The organism is Sporosarcina sp. BP05 (genome assembly GCF_014282005.1).
Classification (GTDB): Bacteria; Bacillota; Bacilli; order Bacillales_A; family Planococcaceae; genus Sporosarcina.
In genome coordinates, this window is sequence record NZ_JACFTD010000002.1 from 252,034 (window position 1) to 271,190 (window position 19,157).

Annotated in this window: 14 protein-coding genes; 13 read left to right on the forward strand and 1 reads right to left on the reverse strand. The window is 34.1% G+C overall.

Annotated features, from left to right (window positions below; genetic code table 11):
* Nucleotides 1–112: 112 nt before the first annotated feature.
* From radC to H2672_RS03120, 12 genes are all read left to right on the forward strand, one after another.
* Entirely contained in the window at nt 113–775 is a 663-nt protein-coding gene (gene radC, locus H2672_RS03065; protein WP_186668803.1) for a RadC family protein, read from the forward strand.
* Nucleotides 776–990: 215 nt separating this feature from the next.
* Nucleotides 991–4,248 (forward strand): helicase-related protein, encoded by a 3,258-nt coding sequence (locus H2672_RS03070; RefSeq protein WP_186668805.1) that lies wholly within the window; start codon nt 991–993, stop codon nt 4,246–4,248.
* Nucleotides 4,249–4,974 (forward strand): DUF4391 domain-containing protein, encoded by a 726-nt coding sequence (locus H2672_RS03075; RefSeq protein WP_186668806.1) that lies wholly within the window; start codon nt 4,249–4,251, stop codon nt 4,972–4,974.
* Nucleotides 4,971–6,848, forward strand: coding sequence for a site-specific DNA-methyltransferase (locus H2672_RS03080; RefSeq protein WP_370569587.1), 1,878 nt, complete (start codon nt 4,971–4,973; stop codon nt 6,846–6,848). Before H2672_RS03075 ends, H2672_RS03080 begins: the two co-directional genes overlap by 4 nt.
* Nucleotides 6,849–6,866: 18 nt before the next feature.
* The gene (locus tag H2672_RS03085; protein ID WP_186668808.1) at nt 6,867–9,851 is read left to right on the forward strand and encodes a restriction endonuclease; all 2,985 of its coding nucleotides are present in this window, start codon (nt 6,867–6,869) and stop codon (nt 9,849–9,851) included.
* 92 nt (nt 9,852–9,943) lie between these two features.
* Nucleotides 9,944–10,171: a YdbC family protein gene (locus H2672_RS03090; RefSeq protein WP_186668810.1), complete on the forward strand. Its 228-nt coding sequence runs from the start codon at nt 9,944–9,946 to the stop codon at nt 10,169–10,171.
* Nucleotides 10,172–10,257: 86 nt separating this feature from the next.
* Nucleotides 10,258–11,310 (forward strand): hypothetical protein, encoded by a 1,053-nt coding sequence (locus H2672_RS03095; protein ID WP_186668812.1) that lies wholly within the window; start codon nt 10,258–10,260, stop codon nt 11,308–11,310.
* Nucleotides 11,311–11,546: 236 nt separating this feature from the next.
* Nucleotides 11,547–12,524, forward strand: a complete 978-nt coding sequence (locus H2672_RS03100) for a DUF4209 domain-containing protein (protein ID WP_186668814.1) — start codon at nt 11,547–11,549, stop codon at nt 12,522–12,524.
* Nucleotides 12,525–13,744: 1,220 nt separating this feature from the next.
* On the forward strand, nt 13,745–13,951 hold the full coding sequence (locus H2672_RS03105) for a hypothetical protein (protein WP_186668816.1): 207 nt from the start codon (nt 13,745–13,747) through the stop codon (nt 13,949–13,951).
* Between the two features lie 392 nt (nt 13,952–14,343).
* Nucleotides 14,344–15,468 carry a DUF3800 domain-containing protein gene (locus H2672_RS03110; RefSeq protein WP_186668818.1) on the forward strand — a complete coding sequence of 375 codons (1,125 nt, stop codon included), beginning with the start codon at nt 14,344–14,346 and terminating at the stop codon, nt 15,466–15,468.
* 169 nt (nt 15,469–15,637) lie between these two features.
* Nucleotides 15,638–15,826 (forward strand): DUF1643 domain-containing protein, encoded by a 189-nt coding sequence (locus tag H2672_RS19870; protein ID WP_186668820.1) that lies wholly within the window; start codon nt 15,638–15,640, stop codon nt 15,824–15,826.
* 92 nt (nt 15,827–15,918) lie between these two features.
* Nucleotides 15,919–17,559, forward strand: a complete 1,641-nt coding sequence (locus H2672_RS03120; protein ID WP_186668822.1) for a hypothetical protein — start codon at nt 15,919–15,921, stop codon at nt 17,557–17,559.
* Between the two features lie 199 nt (nt 17,560–17,758).
* On the opposite strand, the gene H2672_RS03125 is transcribed toward H2672_RS03120, so the two are convergent.
* A complete protein-coding gene (locus H2672_RS03125) occupies nt 17,759–18,370 on the reverse strand; it encodes a recombinase family protein (protein WP_186668824.1) in 612 nt (203 codons plus the stop codon).
* Nucleotides 18,371–18,718: 348 nt separating this feature from the next.
* Here H2672_RS03125 and H2672_RS03130 point away from each other — a divergent pair, with 348 nt between their 5' ends.
* Nucleotides 18,719–19,045: a YnfA family protein gene (locus H2672_RS03130; protein WP_186668826.1), complete on the forward strand. Its 327-nt coding sequence runs from the start codon at nt 18,719–18,721 to the stop codon at nt 19,043–19,045.
* Nucleotides 19,046–19,157 lie beyond the last annotated feature (112 nt).

Genomic DNA, 19,157 nt, shown 5'->3' on the forward strand with positions numbered 1-19,157 from the left:
TAAAACAGTGTAGATTGATTATAACATAAAAACCCTCCACCGGGTAGGAATGAGTGGCACATGAAAGCTAGTGCCACTCGGCGCTAGCTTTGTGTGAGAAGGGACAACTAAAATGAATACTAAAAAATATATTACATCTGCTCGTGAAGCAGTCGCAACATATGATGCAATCGGTTCTGAAGCAGTCATTGAGCTAAAGGACATTCTTGCTGTCTTAATCGGACCATCTTCAACGCCTGAAATTACAGGACGTTTAGCAGGCCGTGGATTAAGAACTTTAGTCGAAATGACCGTTTCTGAATTGGAAGAGGAAGGCATGACACATAATGAAGCTTTGAAAGTTCATTCGGGCATGCTGCTAGCTAAAAAGGTACGGAACGTTGGAAAGAATGAATCTCGCTATACAATCAGATCCCCAGAGGATGCAGCGTCGTATATGATGGCAGAAATGACATCTTTAACGCAGGAGCATTTCGTGGTTTTGTATCTAAATGTGAAAAATGAAGTACTTCATAAAAAGACCATTTTCATTGGCTCTTTAAATTCCTCGATTGTACATCCTAGGGAGGTGTACAAGGAAGCTGTGAAACATAGTTCGGCTTCTATAATTTGTCTGCATAATCATCCCAGCGGCACAGTTGATCCTTCACCTGAGGACGTGGATGTAACGAAGAGATTGGCTGAAGCAGGTAGTGTGATGGGGGTGGAGCTTTTGGATCATTTGATTATTGGTGATCATAAGTTTCTTTCGCTTAAAGAGAAGGGGTATATGTAAAATAGAGTAATTATTTTAAAACTTAATGAAAACGAGCAGTGGGATGTGATTAATTTAATCACATCCTACTGCTTTTTGTTTTTTGATAATCCGTAAATACATAGTTAATAGAATGTAAAATTCATAGGTATTTATACATAATTCCACAAAAGTGATGACCTTCAGATATAATGTAAGATAAGGAACCAGTACTTAGATAGATGGGGGTTTTTAAAATGAAACTTAAAATGGTCGATAATAAGGGAGATAATACGTTATTAAATATTTTGAAGTCAGAAATAAAAAAGGATTCTAAAGTTGCGATTGCATCGGCTTATTTCAGCTTATTTGCATACCATTCACTAAAAGATAAATTAGAAAATGTTAATTCTTTTAGGTTTCTGTACACGAAACCTACTTTCTATAAAAAAGAAAATGATTTAAAAAGGCAGTATACAATTGGTCAGGATCGTACAGAAACGACATTTCCTAAGTTTGAGGGTAATAACTTTGAAATCCAATTAAGGAATAAGATGTTATCACCTCATATAGCGAATAGTGCTGCAAAATGGATAGAAGATAAAGCACAGTTTAAAACAATTGTAGATGATACGTCTTTTCCAAAAGAAATTGTCATTGAGAATAAGAAAACAAGCATGCAAGTCCAATCAGAAATCGAATTTACAGCAGATGGTTTAGGCATTACAGAATCAAATCGGTTTGCAAGTTTCCCTGTATTACTGGGAGATAATAATTTTATCGCACAGTCCATGGGAGAGTTCAATCGTATTTGGAATGATGAACAAAAAGTAAAAGATGTAACAAAGGAAGTACTTGGTCAAATCGAGCTTATCTATAAAGAAAATGCCCCAGAATGGCTTTACTTTGTAACCCTTTATCATATTTTTTCAGATCAGCTAGAAGGCATTGAAGAAGATACGATTATTAAAGAAGGAACAAATTTTAAAGACACTGTCATTTGGAATAAATTATATCCTTTTCAGCGTGATGGTGTCGTTGGAATGATTGATAAAATAGAGAAATACAATGGCTGTATTTTAGCGGATAGTGTGGGATTGGGTAAAACTTTTTCAGCACTTGCAGTTATTAAATATTATGAATTAAGAAATGATCGGGTCCTAGTCCTTTCTCCAAAAAAATTGCGGGATAACTGGACGGTTTACACACAAAACGATAAAAGGAACTTACTAATCGATGACCGCTTTAATTATGACGTATTGAATCATACAGATTTAAGCCGTGATGGTGGTTATTCTGGTGAAATGAATCTTGATACAGTCAATTGGGCTAATTATGATTTAATTGTTATCGACGAATCGCATAACTTTAGAAATAATAACCCGAGAAAAGGCTATTTAACAAGGTATCAAAAGCTAATGCAAGAAGTCATAAAAAAAGGTGTTAAAACTAAAGTTCTCCTACTCTCTGCTACGCCCGTGAACAATAAAATGAATGATATTAAGAACCAAATTGCTTTTATAACAGAAGATAATGATGACGCTCTTAATAAACATGGTATTGATAGTATTGACCTAACATTAAAAGCCGCACAAAGATCATTTAATCGCTGGACAGAATTATCTGCAAAGGATAGAACAACTGGGAATTTTTTAAATATGGTGAATCCAGAGTACTTCCAATTACTAGACTTATTATCCATTGCTAGAAGTAGAAAACATATTGAAAAATATTATGATAGCAAAGACATGGGCGAGTTTCCTATCAGATTGAAGCCTGAATCCATTAAGTCTGATATTGATTTAGAACTTAAGTTTATGGATATGAAAAAAATAAGCGAATTGATAGATTCAAATGGGTTTAGTATTTATCAACCAATGAAATATGTTTTACCTTCCAAAAGACGCTATTATGAGGAACTTTATGATACACAAGTAAAAGAAGGAGCTGGCGTATTTAAACAAACAGACCGAGAGTTTGCAGTGGCTGCTCTAATGAAAGTTAATATTTTCAAACGATTGGAAAGCTCCATTTGCTCGTTTAATATAACGCTACAAAGATTAGTGAAAAGAGTAGAAGATACAATCGGTTTATTGAATACGAATCAAAAGAATAATTTATCTAGTTTACAAGAAGGCGAAATTGATGATTTAGATGATGACCAGTTAGAAGCAATTACAGTAGGTAGTGAAAAGATTAAAATTAAACTAACCGATATTGATCACGTAAAATGGTTAGATGATTTAAAACATGATTTGAAAATTTTACAAGAAATTATCGGTCAATCAATAAAAGTAAGTCAAGATAGAGATTCAAAGTTAAGAGATTTGAAGATGCTTATTAAGAATAAAATTGAGAACCCGATTAATGCTGGAAACAAAAAAATCATTATCTTCTCAGCCTATGCGGACACAGTCACGTATTTATATGAAAACTTACATGAGGAAATGCTAAAGCAGGGTTTACATACGGCAATGGTTGTCGGTAGTGGTGCCAATAAAACCACGATGAAGGGTGTGCGAACGAAGGACATCAATGATATCCTAATGAATTTTTCACCAAAATCAAAAGAACGTTCCAAAGTAATGGAAGATACAGCCGAAGAAATAGATGTTTTAATCGCAACTGACTGTATTTCAGAAGGACAAAACTTGCAAGATTGCGACTTTCTAGTGAACTACGATATTCATTGGAACCCAGTTAGAGTGATTCAACGATTTGGTCGTATAGACCGAATCGGCTCAACAAATAAACAGATTTTACTTGTGAATTTCTGGCCTAATATGGATATTGATGAATATATTAACCTTGAAGAACGGGTAAAAGGTCGAATGAAAATGTTGAGTGCCTCAGCTACGGGTGAAGAAGATATACTAGACACGTCTGGTAAAGAGATGAATGATATGGAATACCGTCGTAACCAATTGAAACAACTACAAGAAGAAGTTGTTAATTTAGAAGACGTTACCGGAGCAATTTCGATTACAGACCTCACAAATACTGAATTCAAAAGTGATTTAAGTATGGCGCTGAAAAAGTACGGGGACGACTTGAAAAAGGCCCCGAAAGGAATGTATGCGATCGCATCAAATGAAGCATTCGAAGAAGCTGTGCCAGGTGTGATCTTTTGTTTTAAACAAACGACTTCATTAGAGATGGCGAAGAATAGTTTAACGCCTTATATTTTATTGTATTTGACAGACCAAGGTGAAGTTCAGTTGCATTATATGTACGCTAAACAAATTTGGGATCATTTTAGAAAACTGTCGCTTGGCCAAAAAGAACCACTAAATCTTCTTGTTCAATTATTTAATGAAGAGACAATGAATGGAGAAGACATGCAGCAATATACAGATTTATTGAAGAAGTCTATTGATATTGTGAAGGATAAGCAGGAAGATAATGCGTTTGATAGCTTTTTCACACCTGGGGGAACTTCTATGCAGACGGATTTGCAATTAGATTTTGATGATTTGGAACTTATTTCATTTCTTGTTATTAAGGGGGAGGAATGAGTGGATGAAAAAGAGGTTTTAGAATCTTTAAATCTTCCGAAAAGTACGCACGTATTACGAACGTTTCCTTATGTTAAGTTAGCCACTCAATTTACTGCGGATGAGAAGAAAGTGTTCTCTGAAGTAGTAGAAGCTAGGGGGGTTCGTTTACTTGCAACGATTAACCCGAAAACGACAAATATTACTGCCTATGAAGATGAAGAAACATCTTATCAGGAAATACATCTATTTAAAATAAAAGTAAACCAATTAACCCGTGCAGAAAGAATATACAAAATCATAGCTGAAGCGATGCCTTATCCATTAATAATAATGTTTGAAGCGAATGACCACGTTAAATGGATTAGTGCAACGCATAAAAAGATTGCTAAAACAGGGCTATTAAAAATGGACAAACTGTTTACGACGGATCTGACAATACCAATTGAACGTTATTTAGAAAAATGGGCTTTTGCTATGAGTGATACGTATAATTTGAAGACCTACTACGACCATTTCATACAGCAAATTCTGCAAGTAGAACTTCAGCAAAATTACCAGATTCATGCTGAGTCATCAAACGGTATGGAACGTTTAGAAGAAATTAAAGATTTAGAAAAGCAAATTGCAGATTATGTGGCAAAGGCGAAAAGAGAAGTCCAAATGAACAAAAGAATTGAATGGCAGACTAAGGCAAATGAATTGAAAATTAGACTACAAAATACTATCAAGGGGGAAATCAAGTGAAGAACCGTGTCCCATCAAGTTCAGTAGATATTACTAAAGAAAACATAGAAGCAATCAAAGCATTATTCCCGGAAATTTTAACAGACGGAGATAAAATAGACTTCGACATGCTACGTACTGTATTAGGCAAGGAAATAGACGACAATACAGAACGCTACAACTTCACGTGGCATGGTAAAAAAGATTCTATTCTTGGAGCACAAAAACCAAGCAAAGGAACACTACGCCCAGATGTCGAAGCGAGTAAAAACTTTGATACGACAGAAAACTTGTATATCGAAGGTGATAATTTAGAAGTTTTAAAACTACTACAGAAATCATACAACGGAAAAGTTAAAATGATCTATATTGATCCACCTTATAATACGGGAAATGACTTTGTATATAAAGATGATTTTAAAGATACGATTCAAAACTATTTAGAACAAACTGGACAAGTAGATGAACAAGGCAGAAAGCTATCTACGAATACAGAAAGCAATGGTAGATTCCACACAGACTGGTTGAACATGATATATCCAAGGTTGAAATTAGCTAAAAATTTGCTGACTGATGATGGTACAATTTTTATTAGTATTGATGATAATGAACAAGAGAAACTAAAAATGATATGTAATGAAATTTTTGGTGTAGCTAACTTTGTAGCTCAATTTATTCGGGAGAAAAGAACCAATAGAGAAAACAGGAAGATGATATCAGCTAGACATGAGTACGTCTTGTGTTATTCTAAAAACCTTAATTTGGATAAGAAGGTAATTAAACAACTTCCAATGACAGAGAAGGCCCTTTCAAGTTACAAAAATATGGACAACGACCCTAGAGGTTTATGGAAGTCTGATCCTGCAACAGCTCAAGCTGGACATGGGACAAAGAGTCAGTTTTATGTTTTGACAGCCCCGAATGGTAAGGAACATTATCTGCAGAGTGGAAGATGTTGGCTATACACAAAAGATGTTATGCAAGAGGCAATCGAGGAAGGAAGAATATGGTTTGGAAAGTCTGGGGATGGCGTGCCAAGAGTGAAAACCTATCTGAACGCTAAAGAAAGAGGTCTCACTCCAGAATCCATATGGTTTTCTGATGATGTATCTACAAATGAGGAAGCTAAAAATGCGTTAAAATCACTTTTTGATGGAAAGTCAGTCTTTGAAACACCAAAACCTGTTGAGTTAATTAGTATGATTATACAGTTGACATCAGGAAAAGAAGATATTATTTTAGATTTCTTTTCGGGTTCAGCTGCAACGGCTCACTCCGTTATGAAACTAAACGCCGAAGATGAAGGAAAGCGTAAGTTCATAATGGTGCAATTACCAGAAGAATTAGACGAGAAATCAGAAGCATTTAAAGAGGATTATCGTACAATTTGTGATATTGGAAAAGAACGTATTCGTCGCGCAGGAGCGAAAGTCTTAGAAGATCACCCAGAGGCAGCAGATTATTTAGATACTGGTTTTAAAGTATTAAAGTTAGACAAGTCTAACATCCGAGAATGGAATACAGATTTTGATGATTTAGAAGCTACTTTGGAAAACTATGCAGATGTTTTTATGCCAGATCGTGAAGAATTGGATATTGTATTCGAAATTATGTTGAAAAATGGACTTGAATTGACATATCCAATAACAACGTTCCAAATAGACGAAAAGAATGTTTATGACATTGCGTTAGGAAACTTATTCATTTGTTTAGATGATGATATTAATCAATCGATTGCACAAGCAATTATCGAAAAGCGGGATGTATATGGCATCGAAACAAGCACGGTTGTCTTTAAAGATAGTGGATTTAATGGTAATGACTCGGAGAAGCTAAATTGCTTTGAGTTGCTAAAAGATGCTGGTTATCATGAAGAACATCTCATGACAATATAGAAGAGAGGTGAATGAGAGTTGAAAATTCAATTTCAAGAGCTACAATACCAAGAAGATGCTATTGAGTCGATAACGCGTGTCTTTGTAGGACAACAAATTAGACAATCCAATTTTACGATTTCAGACAATGATCGACAAGGAAAGTTATTTGGTGAACATGGACTTGCCAATAACGTCATTTATCAACCTGCAAAGATGTTGCAAAACGTGCAACAAATTCAGATTGATAACGGCATTCCAATTTCGGAGAATTTAACGACACCATTTCCACAATTTAATATTGATATGGAGACTGGTACAGGTAAAACTTTTGTTTACTTAAAATCCATTTTAAAATTAAATGAACAATATGGGTTTACGAAGTTTGTAATTGTTGTGCCTTCAGTGGCAATTCGAGAAGGTGTTATGAAAACCTATCAGATGACAAAAGATGTCTTCAAACCAACCTTAAAAGAGAAAAGTTATCATGTCTTTCCTTATAACAGTGCAAAATTAGATGAAGTACGTAACTTTGCTCAAAATGATGGAATTGAAGTTATGGTTATTAATATTCAAGCATTTTCAAAACGCCAAGATAATAAGGGCCAAATGAACATTATTTTTCGTGATGACATAGATGCTATGTACGGTGTAGCTCCGATTACTTTAATTTCAGAAACGAATCCTGTCGTGATTATTGATGAACCACAAAGCGTTGATAATACAGAGAATGCTCAAAAAGCAATTGAATCGCTTAGTCCATCGGTTACATTTCGGTATTCAGCGACGCATCGCAACAAGTCATATCCTCTGTTGTACAAATTGGGACCAGTAGAGGCATACCAACAAAAGTTGGTGAAACAAATTGAAGTTGCCGGGATTAAAAGTGATTCTAGTGGCAACGATGCGTATATGCGGTTGATTAATGTGAAAACACTTAAATCTGGCATTACAGCAACTGTTGAAATGTATGTAAAATCCAAAAATGATATCACTAAAAAAGAAGTGAAGCTTGAAAAAGGTGATGACGTCTATTTAAAATCAAAACGTATTGCAGCGTACGAGAAAATGGAATTTGTTCAAAATCTTTCGGCCGAACCAGGCAATGAGTACATTGAGTTTTCAGGAGAAACACCAATTATTCGTCTTAGTGAGATGTACGAAATAGACCGTCAAGTGAAACGTGGCCAAATACGGAAAACGATAGAAGAACATCTTGATCGAGAACTGAAACTGAATCCACAAGGTATTAAAGTACTTAGCTTATTTTTCATTGACAATGTTGCGAATTATCGTGGTTATGACGATGAGGGGAAAGCACTACCAGGTGAATATGCGACAGTATTTGAAGAAGAATATAACGACTTAATGACACGTGAAAAGTATAAGAAGTTACAAGATTATTCTATTCCAGTTGAAGAAGTACATGATGGTTATTTTGCAGCGGATAAGAGTGGTAAGAAATTCAAGAATACGCTAGGTTCAGGAGCAGATGATGAGACTGCCTACCAAATTATCATGAAAGATAAAGAAGATTTGCTTACTTTTTATGATGAGAAAAATGGAAAGACAAAAAAAGCAAACAAACTACGTTTCATCTTCTCTCATTCAACTTTAAAAGAAGGCTGGGACAACCCTAACGTTTTCCAAATTTGTACACTGATTGAGTCTAAAGATACCATAACAAAACGTCAGAAAATTGGTCGTGGGCTTCGCATTGCGGTAAATCAACAAGGAGAACGTATTCAGGGGTTCGATGTAAATACATTAACTGTAATGGCGAACGAAAGCTATGATGAATTTGCAAGGGACTTGCAGAAAGAATACGAAGAAGACGGGATGAAATTCGGGATTTTTGAAGATGATATCTTCAGTACAATTATGATTAAGTTTAATGAAGAAACGGGTCTGAAGGAAGTATTAGGAAAAGCAAAATCCAAAGAGCTCGTGCAGTTCTTCAAGGATAAAGAATATCTGGATAAAAAAAATAAAGGTACAGAAAATCTAGCAAGAGCATTGAAAGATAGAACACTAGAAGTTCCCGAAGAAATTGCAGCAATTAGTAAGACGATGGTAGAACAAATTACTTCTATAATATTAGAGGAGTTTGACCGTAAAAAAATTGATATTAAAGACCGTGCAAAAAGAGTAGAAATTAAAGTTCAGAAAGAAGCATTAGCTGAACCATTTATTGCACTTTGGGATCGTATAAAGTATCAAACAACGTATTCATTAGAATTTGATACAGAGCAATTTATTGATCAGGCTGCTGAAATGCTTGCGGAGGAACTGGAAGTCCGCATAGAAAAATTAGAGTACGTAAAAGCTAATTTAGAAAGTAAAGCATCGGGTATTGAAGCAGTAAATGAACGTTTTGCAGCATTTGGCGTCTCAGAATCACAATACGTTGAAGCACCAGATATCTTATCTTTTTTACAAAATGAAACTAATTTAACAAGAACGACACTCATTGAAACGTTAAAGAAAAGCGATACACTGCGTGACTTTAAGCGAAATCCTCAAATGTATATGATGGAAGTAGCGCGAATTATCAATATCGCGAAACGTCATATGATGGTAGATGGCATAAAGTATGAACGACTAGAAGGTGATGTCACCTATGACCAGCAGTTGTTTTTAGAGGAAGAACTGACGAGTTATGAAGACAAAGTCGTTGAGACGAATAGTCAGCGGACTCCATATAACCATATTATTTATGATTCAAACGTAGAAAGAGATTTTGCTATTCAATGTGAAAAAGATGAGGATGTTAAATTTTATATAAAATTGCCTGCTTGGTTTAAAGTGAAAACGCCACTGGGTCCATACAATCCAGACTGGGCACTTTTAAAAGAAGAAGATGGCAAAGAGAAGCTTTATTTCGTGATTGAAACGAAAGGCGATATCTCTAGCGATGAACTCAGACCATCTGAAACAGCTAAAATTCGTTGTGGGAAAAAGCACTTTAAAGCACTGGATACTGGTATTAAGTTTAAGAAAGTGTCCTCTTATCAGAATGTGTAATTAACTTCAGAACAAAAGAATAATAGTGCCTTTGCATGACAGATTTATCAATCTAATGTTGCAAGGGCACTTTTAATAAGGGAGCGATATAGTTGGCAGAATTTAAATACGAAATCATCGAAACAGTAGCAGTTTTATCTGAAGGTAATAAAGGGTGGCAAAAAGAATTAAACTTAATTAGTTGGAATGGTCGAGAGCCAGTTTTTGATATAAGAGACTGGACTGAGGATCATAAGAAGATGGGCAAGGGCATGACGTTTAAGATCTCGGAGTTAAAGATTTTGAAGGAGAGCTTGGAAAAAATGGTGGAGTTGGATTGAAAGTTATTTGATGGGGGCTAAGCAAGAGTCAATTCGTCAAACAGTATTGCTAAACTTTTTTTCTAATAAAAGGAGTGTTGTGATAAATGGATAAGGATTGGAGAAGTAATAATATAAAAAATTTAACTGATAATATTCGAGGAATTGTTGCAATGCAAGATTCACTTCGTCCAACATTGGGTGCCATGGATAGTATAAAGGGAATGGCTTCAATACAAGAATCACTTCGCCCATCATTGGGTGCCATGGATAGTATAAAGGGAATGGCTGCAATACAAGAATCATTTCGCCCATCATTGGGTGTCATGGATAGTATAAAGGGAATGGCTTCAATACAAGATTCACTTCGTCCATCATTGGGTGTCATGGATAGTATAAAGGGAATGGCTTCAATACAAGATTCACTTCGTCCATCATTGGGTGCCATGGATAGTATAAAGGGAATGGCTTCAATAAGAGAATCACTTCGCCCATCATTGGGTGCCATGGATAGTATAAATGGAATGGCTGCAATACAAGAATTACTTCGCCCATCATTGGGTGCCATGGATAGTATAAAGGGAATGGCTTCAATACAAGAATCACCTCGCCCATCATCAGGAGTCCTGGATAGTATGAGAATGGTTTTAACAGAGCGAAGTGAAATTGCTAAAGCAGCATTAGATATACCGAATATATACGAGACAGTAAATTCAGTCCTTATAGAATTGTCGGCAAGAAGTTTAAATTTAAACGAGAGATTTAAAATATTAAGTAATTTGAAAATGCCATTAGAATCTTTAATTAGATCTAATGTAGATGAAGAAATACAGATTGAAGATAACAAATTCACTAGATACTGGTTTGCTATATATGAACATATCATTAGAGTTTATAGTGTTGTGAATTCCTCCCTTGTCGCAATGGCATTAAGAGATTTAATCTCGGTTTTAAGCTTAATTATTTCTATGCAGGGTGGACAAGCTCCGCAAGTTAATTTTTACAATTATACTGATAGTAATGTAGAAGTAAATATTAACGGAAATAAAATGGATGTAATCATAACAGATCCTGAAGAATTGAATGAAGAAGAAGAAGAAGAAGAAGAAGAAGAAGAAGAAGAAATGGAAATTATTTTGAATCCAGGTATTAGAAGTTAAAATATAGCTTCAAATTAGAAATTCCAGAAAATTGGTTCCTAAGACATTGGAATCATAATTTGGATAATCAGGAATAACGTTGCTACCGAATGAACGGAATGTATGATTGAGTCGTTTAAAATAATAGAAAATACAAACTGTCATCATCCTAGTGTGATTTTTTAATCAGGAAGATCCAGAGAGCCCACTGATTTAAAAAGTTCCTTTATAAATTGAAAAAGGGAAGGGGTATATTAATGAATCTTATTAAAAAATTTATATTTACCAAAACAGAAGGGCTAGTACTAACTAATAAAACAGAAATAAATAATTATCTGGGAGAGAAGGTTAAACACTTTTCAGAGCATAAGAATTACATTGATAAAGATGAGTTACTAAATCTTTTTCAAGAAATTCTAGATATGAATAATCATGATATTGCAACTGCAAAGTTTAGTTTTTCTGATTTTGAAAATACTATTGGATTTAAACTAAGTGATGAGAAAACAAAAATGATTTACTTCTACAATTTAATCGCTGTCTTAGGAACAATTTATTATGAAGTCTTTGATAAACCGGGTAATAGGCTGCGTGACGTTGAAGAAGGATCGGATTTGCCATTCAAAACTACGGATATGTTTGCTGCCGGGTATAATGAATTCCTCATGGCAAAACAAAATAGTATGAAAAATTCTTTTGGGGCCACTTTGATTTTTATGACACTACTTGAAAGAGATTTAAAAACATTCATTAAACTTGTTTATATGGATGAATTACTTAGGAAACTTGAGACTAAAATTGCTCAAGAGAAAATCAGTTTTAATGCCGTAGACGAAGACTTGTATTTATACCTAAGACATCAATATAAGATGGATATAGAAAACTCTTCAACAAAAATATACGATAGTCTTTATGCTTCATCGTCGCTTGCATACAATTTATTTGAAAGTAATGGTATTATCGAAGATGAAAACAAAGAAAAACAGTTTTTTAAAGGTATTTTTGGAATCAATCCCTTAACTTTAAATAACTTAATAGTATCTCCGAAGTTCAAGGGGAAAGTTGATATTCGTTTTTGGAATATTATTGATATTATGTTTGATCCTAATAAACTTAATTTAAGGAATAATCTTACACATGGGAATAATGGTTATCAAAATTACTACCATATTAACGTTACATCTCTAATATATGGTATTTACTGCATGATATCACAGGAAATGATTCTGGAGTAAGACACGGAAAAGAAGTGATATCCAATGTTAACGAAGAATGAACCTTTTGGAAAGTGGAGTTACGACATCTACTTATTTATTGATTTTTATAGTCACGAAATCATCGGTCAGTGAATTACATCGGAACTTGGTATCGTTCGTGACTATGCTCTTTTTTGGGAAACCCTTATGGAAGATTGGAGGCGTAATTTTGGTTAGAAATTTGCTGTTACATTTGGGTTCTATTAGTCTAGCAATTGAAATTGTTTAGCTTCTCCACTCTTTACTAAATTAATAAAGAAGTCCATTTATGAATTTTAACTTATTATTAGACTAATTTGATATACGAGAAATACTCATAAACATACACAATAAATAGTGAGTGATTTACAACACAACATAATATAAATTATGTTGTATTTTTATGTTCTATTATATATATTTAAGGCTTTTATGCAACATAGCTTACGAGATGTATTCGATAATATATGCAACATAATTTATGAGAGATGATATTATGATGGGGGATTTCCAAGAATATTTAAATTCAAGTGAACTAAGTGAAAATACCATCAAAGACTAGAAGTCAGTGCAGGTCGTCGACAATCATCCCGATAAGCGAAGAAGAAAAGTAATGGCTGTTGAGATTCTAGCCGCAAGCCCCGAACGGACGGATGCGCCTTGTCTGCATTTTGAGCTTTGCGGAGGTCGTGTATGGCAACACTGGACGTATTGAAGGTCAATTGAAGCATAAGCCCAAGCAAGTGAAGAACGCATTGAAACGTGAAGGATTAGAAATTGAACTGGTACTGGTGTATAGTGCAAAATGAAAGTACATAGTATTGCAACCAAACTTGGCGTTGCAACTTTACATGGAGTGGTGGGCATGATAGCCTTCGCAGGCAAAGCCAGCCCTTGGTACAGCTGCCTTCTTAGCTAGGTACTCATGCCCGCAGAGGCTCCATGTCAAGTTGCAATTGCAATCTTATGTATTACGTTTTTGCAAAATACAGCAATCCTAACACATAACGGACGTAACTGAATTGCTGCCATTCGGCTACACGCTTCAAACAGTGCAACCGTTCTTAAAGAACGTCCACCCGGGAGTTCTTTGTAAAGTTTTCGGCGGCGGAGTACTTGGTCGAACAGATTAAAGAATGAAAATAAAACACTTTATCTTTTATTTAAAGTACCGATACTAATGAAAAGGTGTTATAAAAAATGTTCATAGAGGTGTAGGCATGTTTAATTTTAATAAAAATAAACAACTAAAAGCTGATTATCAAAAGTTAAAAGAAAACTATGCGGAAGTAAGACAATGTGAAGTTCAAGGGAAAAGTGAATTGGCGCGCTTACGAAAAATCGAAAAGGAAAATGAATTAATCAATCGTCTAATAAAAGATAATCATATTATAGGAGTCGCGACTAACAATGACAATGAAAAGTAATATGTGAGTCTTTATTATGATGGCGATTCAATTACTATTAGCTTACGCAATGTGTACACAAGACATCCACATCCTAGATTATTCGCAAAAATTCATCAGGATTTTCACGGGAAGTATAAAACGTGTCAGCTAATAGATATATTTGCCGAAGGCGAAAATACAGGGTTGGCTTTCTGATGTTGATAAAGATCGCTTTGATAAACTTGAACATTTCTATAAGAAAAATGGGTTTAATGTCAGTTTTAACGAAGATAGAACAAGCGGAAGAATAGCGTTAACACTATGAGTAAATCTTAAATGAACAAACATGAGAACGTCCAAACCCGGGCATTCTTTTTTATTGAAGGATTCCCTCCTTTTTTGTCGAATACTGGAAAGGGGGGGTTATAGGAATGAACAAGTATAATGTGTTTATTGATGAATCAGGAAATTCGGGAATGAACATATTTGATAAGGAGCAACCTTATTTTTGGATAGGGGCTTTAATAATTCCCGAAAATACTTCAAGCTTAGCTGAAGAAGAATTAAAACCATTATTGAAGTATTTTGATACGAAGGAATTACATGGGAACCAATTGGGAATTGGGAGAATTAGCGAGGTTTCTAAGCGTTTAATTAAGACTTACAACAAACTAGATGCTAAGTTTTTATTCGTTAGAGTTGAAAAAGGCCATATAGCATCTATGAAGTTTGTAGATACATTAATTGATAGCGGCCATAACCCTGCTATCCCTCACCTATATTATGCCTCAAGAGGTACGAGGTTATTGTTAGCTCATCCTATTGCCACTATGCTTAGTGAAGGGGCTAAACAGATTTTTTGGGATATTTTTAGAAATCACAAAGTTGAAGATTATATAAAGTTTTTAAGGGATTTCAAATCGACAGTATCAATATACATTCCTGATCCAAGGTTGAGAGAAATACTATATGATGCTCTTGATTTTGGAATTAGAAATCCTGAAAGGTTACTTGATGATTGTCAAGGTGAATATGAGTCACCAAACTTAGTGGCTTTTAGCTCGATGTTGGATGGATTAAAAAACGTTCTACCCAACTCTGAATCTAAAATTACTACTATAATTCATGATGAACAAAATCAGTTCGCTAGATATCTCAAAGAAATGTTTGATATATTGAAAAACTTTTCGGTGAATCAAAAAATTGTTGGATATCCAGAAGTAAAGATAACGGAAACATATACAGAACAATTATCTTTTTTATCTTCACATGATTCGGCAGGGCTACAGCTTATTGATGTACCATTATGGCTTTTAAAACAGGTTACTGATAATGATAAAGTGTTGACAGGGGATGCTTCTTTACTGTTGGATTATATAAAAGAGAATGGTTATATTTCTCACTTTTCTTATGAGACATTGACGTTGGAAGCAATAAAAATGAATGAAGAAATAATGTCTAGGTCATTTACAGAGCAAGAACTACAAGCTGGTTTAGCAAAAGTTCAAGAATTGGAGAAAGTGCGAAAAAGTAATTTGATTAGGGGCATGAATTGATTTCGGGAATGATAATACTAATTAAAGAACGTCCACCCGGCGTTCTTTTTATTTTTCCGAAACAAGGGATGTGGAATGAACTGGTAAGGAAGTCGTAAAATAAGCTAGCGTTATTATTTTATGAGCTATAATTGATTAATCCAATAAAATAAAGGGGGATTATATCAAAATGGTTCAGAGAATAACCGTAAACATTATTTCTACTGCTATACTTTCCGATAACGGAATATATAGATATCAATTGACCGGGAATTGGGATAAGAGCAAGCGAAAGGCTACGGTAATAATGATTAATCCAAGTAAGGCGAGTGTGTATTTACATGGTAATACAGAAAAGTGTATCAATGATTACAAATAATTGACTCCAATAGAAATAATAATAGATGAATTAAATATGTCCTATTGATAGCTTCGAATTATCTTTAGGAAGTAGGTCGGGGGAATTTGATTATGGAAGAATATAATATTCGAGTGGCAATGAGAGATTTTGTTCTGAATTCAATAAATGATTATATTGAAGGGTATGTATCAATTTATCAAGAAGATATAGGGTTTATGTTATATTATCCGATATTTACAATTGAGTATAGATTTAAAGAAGAAACACCTAACTTTGAAAGGGCTGGAAATGACAGAAATGCTTTGAGCTGGTTTTTAGGCAAGCTTATAAAAAAAGGAATAGATTTTGATTTAGAATTTAAGCATACTGAGAGCGATTTTAAATACTTCATAGCTAATCATTTGCCGAAAATAAAAAACCTTTATTTTGATTTTTTAAACTGTGAGCAGATTATGGATATGAATTCAATTGCTAAAAGTCAAATTGAAAAAATAGAAGATAAAAAATATAAATTCACATTGGCTTTCGTTGACGGCGGGTTTAGAAAAGAATATTTATATTTCAATGGCTTTGCTAATAAAGCGGAATTTAAGAAGGAGCTTTTTATAAAAACTCAAGCTTCAAATAGAATTGTCGAAAAGTATCGAGTTGATAATAAAAAGTCATATCGGAGAATCAAAAGATTGTTAATTGATGTGGATAGAGAACTACTTGATTTATGCTATGAATCTATAGAAATAGATTTAAATCATTTAGGAGGCAATGTGAAAAGTCGTGTTATAAGAAATATCGACGAATTAAAATTAATAATTTCTTTCTTTTATTACTGTAGCATTGTTATAAACTACTCCTATGATATTGGAAAGGCTATGGGAAGTGTCACTTCTTCTGATTTATTATATTTCTATGACAAGGAATGGATTATAAATAAAATAGTTCAATATACAGGATTAACAGAAAATAGAATTAAAAATTATCTAGACTATTTTAATTTTGAGGGAGAGGGAAGTTTATCTGAATTTCCATTATTATTCCATAAAGAGAAAGTATTATTTATCGCTTCGTCCTGGATGTTAAACGACTTTCAATTTAGTATAGTAAATGGACACTATTATAAGAAAAAATCTTTTAATAATCGTGACAAGACTATCTCACATAGCGTAGTAAATGATATTGCAACAAAAGTCCAAAAGTTTTCTAATATTGTAGTTGGAAATGAAGTTTATTATGAATTTGAAAATAAAGGAAGAATTTTAAATAGTGATATTGATGTAGCCTTATACGATAAAAATTCTAATACTTTTTTAATTATTGAATGTAAATGGAAAGATAATCATTATATAACTGTTGGTGAGGAAAACTATAGGAAAATACATCAGTCTTTAAACGAAATTTATAAAGAACAAATTAGTAAACATAAGGCTTTTATTGATTCAGACAAAGAAAATTTAAGCTTTGTTTTAGAAAATAAACTTCAAACTGAAGAAATTGCTAATAACCCAGATATACTTTATATCTCTGTAGATAAAAGAAGCCAACTTTATGTTGATGGGAATATATTAGTCCCATCTTATGGTCTCTTGTGGTTATTTGAATTGTATTCAGACAATAATGTACTTCACTTAGATGAGGTAATTAAAGATCTTAGAAAACAAAAAACAACAGCTATTTATGTAAATATTAGTGATCTTAAAGAAATAAAAGTTAACGACGAAATTATTATTGTATCCGATGAATTTTATTCTTTATAAATACCAATAATTGTAGTATTATCTTTAAGTCTTTTTGTGTATTGAAGTCAAAGTTTTATGTGACGGTTGGTTCGATTCCCGCAATCTCCATATAAAAACTGCTATAAATTCGGTGCAACGGTTTAGACGGTTAGGGATATTGAACGGGAGTTGAACTCTTGTTGAATATCCCTATACATTAACTTTTCATAGTGCTGCTCTAAATTCTAACCAACGCTTCATACTCTTTCACCATTTTATAAAAAGATGTTTTCCTCATATCGGCTTCCTCTATTGCTTTTACTGCTGTAATCTCCCCGGATTGCCATTTTTCATAAGACTGAATGAATTCTTCCGTTATTTCGATTGATGGCCGTCCGAATTTTACGCCATTTGCAATGGCTGAATCAATTCCTTCACGCTGCCGTTTTCGAATACGTTCACGTTCATCTTCTGCAATCCAGGACAGTACCTGTAGAATTAGATCGGAAATAAATGTCCCGATACTGTCCTTATGTTTTGTAGTATCTAACAACGGCATGTCCAGAACGACGATGTCGACACCGATTTCCTTTGTCAGCTCTTTCCATTCATTTAGAATGTATTCCTTGTTTCGTCCAAACCGATCGAGGGAGTGAATATAAAGAGTGTCACCTTTCCTTATCATCCTCTTCATCAATTGATAACTTTCACGTTCAAAGTTTTTCCCCGACTGTTTATCTATAAATATATCCCGATCACCAATTCCTATATCTTTCATCGATGCAATCTGTCGATTTTCATTTTGATCTTTTGCACTTACCCTGACATATCCAAATTTTCGTGGTTCCAAAATAGAACACCCCCCCTTTAGAAAATTCGTTTCCTAAAGTGTACAATTCTGTTCGAAAAGTCGCAAATAAATGAGTGAACGTTCGAAAAGCGGTTTTATATATTTACGAACTATTTTTCGCAATGTATTTCATATCAAACAGGGTGTTCGTTAAAGTGTACTTTTACGAACGTGAATACTTTGATACTTATTTTGCAGATTTAATGTGAATGATAAAAGGAGGTAGCATTGGAACTTATAATTACGAATGCTATACTACTGTTGTAATAGTGAATATTCAGTAAGAAAGGTATTCCGCAAACTGGCTAATACATAGTTTGAAGACATAAATGAGGTGAGGTTTTATAGATGTTAAAGATCGTTATTATTTTTATTTTGGCAGGCTTAGCAGAAATTGGTGGAGGTTATCTAATTTGGCAATGGCTAAGAGAGGGAAAATCTGCTGTTTTAGGATTATTCGGAGGAATAGCATTATTTTTATATGGTGTGATAGTGACATTCCAAACGTTTCCATCCTTTGGTAGAGTTTATGCAGCCTACGGAGGAGTCTTTGTCTTTCTGTCTGTATTGTGGGGATGGGGAATTGATAAAAAAACACCTGACGTATATGACTTTCTAGGTGCTTTTATCTGCCTGATTGGTGTTTCAGTGATATTGTTTGCACCACGCCAATGAAAGAAATAATCTATTCTCCTTCCAAAATAGGGAGCAGTTGTCGCATAAGATCTGCGCTTCAATCGGGCCAGTTATTTGATAAATCTTTTGGCGAATAAAGACCTCTTTCGAT